This window comes from Roseisalinus antarcticus, from assembly GCF_900172355.1.
Classification (GTDB): Bacteria; Pseudomonadota; Alphaproteobacteria; order Rhodobacterales; family Rhodobacteraceae; genus Oceanicola; species Oceanicola antarcticus_A.
This window is the reverse complement of sequence record NZ_FWFZ01000118.1, coordinates 1-1,512: the sequence shown is the minus strand read 5'-3', so window position 1 is coordinate 1,512 and position 1,512 is coordinate 1. Positions and strand designations below refer to the sequence as shown.

1 protein-coding gene is annotated in these 1,512 nt (G+C 59.4%); it reads right to left on the bottom strand.

Annotation, left to right across the window (positions count from 1 at the left end):
- Window positions 1-75 precede the first annotated feature (75 nt).
- Window positions 76-1,427 (bottom strand): IS3 family transposase gene (locus tag ROA7023_RS23480; RefSeq protein WP_143535742.1). Its coding sequence is split into 2 segments (ribosomal slippage): window positions 76-1,091 and window positions 1,091-1,427, totalling 1,353 coding nucleotides; the frame shifts between segments, so codons are not numbered across the junction.
- Window positions 1,428-1,512 lie beyond the last annotated feature (85 nt).

The window sequence follows — 1,512 nt, the reverse complement described above, 5'->3', positions numbered from 1 at the left end:
GGTGTCCGTCGTCAGATAATTTGGGACGCTTGAGCGCTTTCCAGACTGGAGGCTCTGGCTCACCGCTGGTTGATGTTACGCGTTCTCAGTTTCGTGGCGCAAGCGCCGGGCGAGCATGGTTTTCCGTTTGATCTCCTCTCGCTGTTGCAGGATTTGCTCACCACGGCCGTGATAGACGTCGGCCGGCGTCAGGTTGCCGAGGCTCTCATGGTACCGGCGCGTGTTGTAATATTCGACGAACGCGCTGATCTGGCGTTCGAGGTCTCCGGGCAGGAAGTAATGCTCGAGCAGCACGCGGTTCTTCATGGTCTGGTGCCACCGCTCGATCTTGCCCTGGGTCTGCGGGTGGTATGGCGCACCGCGGACGTGGTCCATGCCCTTGTCCTCGAGGTAATCGGCCAAGTCGCCGGCGATGTAAGACGATCCGTTGTCGCTGAGCAGCCTTGGCTTGGCGACGACGGTTGCGGAGTCACAGCCTGAAGCTTTCAGCGCCAGGTCGAGCGTCGCGGTCACATCCTCGGCTTTCATCGTCGTGCAGAGCTTCCAGGCAATGATGTACCGGCTGTAATCGTCGAGGATGGTCGAAAGGTAGAACCAGCCCCACCCCAAAACCTTGAGATAGGTGAAGTCCGTCTGCCAGAGTTCGTTGGCCCGCGTTGTTCTGTCCGTGAACTCATTGGCCGCCTTCATCACGATATGCGCCGGCGCCGTGATCAGGTCCTCGGATTTCAGGATCCGATAAACCGATGATTCAGAGACAAAATACTGCTTTTCATCGGTATACTTCACCGCCAGCTCGCGGGGCGTCAGTTCTTCATGCTCCAAGGCGAACTCGATGACGTCGGCCCGGGTCTCGTCCGGAAGGCGGTTCCAGACAGAGCCCGGGTGCGGCGCCACATCCTCCAGCCCATCAAGCCCGTCCTCAGACCAGCGGTCATACCAGCGATAATAGGTCGTGCTGGGAATGCCGAGCATGGCCAGCGTCTGGCGCACGGGCAAATGCGAGGCTTCGACAGTGCGGATGATCTCAAGCTTTTCCGATGCGGCGTACCTCATGCCTCGTACTCCCCATCCCCGATCATGCTTTTTTTGAGCAGGCGATTTTCGAGGGTCAGGTCGGCCACGACCTCCTTCAGCGCGGTTGCCTCCGACCGGAGTTCCTTGACCTCGGGCGAGGTCGCCTGACGGGCCGTATCCCCGGCCAGCCGCTGCTTGCCCGCCTCGAGGAATTCCTTCGACCACGTGTAGTACAGGCTCTCGCTGATCCCTTCACGGCGGCAGAGTGCGGCAATGCTCTCCTCACCGCGCAGGCCAGCCAACACGATCCTGATCTTCTCTTCGGCCGAGTACTGCTTCCGGGTCTTACGTTTGATCCCTTTGACCAGCTTGTCGGCCGCGTCCTTCGATGTTCCGGATTTCTGGTTCATCTTCGCTCCTTGATGGCTGCGATGATCCAGAAATCCTCCGTTACGAAAACCTCAAATCTGTCCCACAGGTGCTGACGTCAGACAC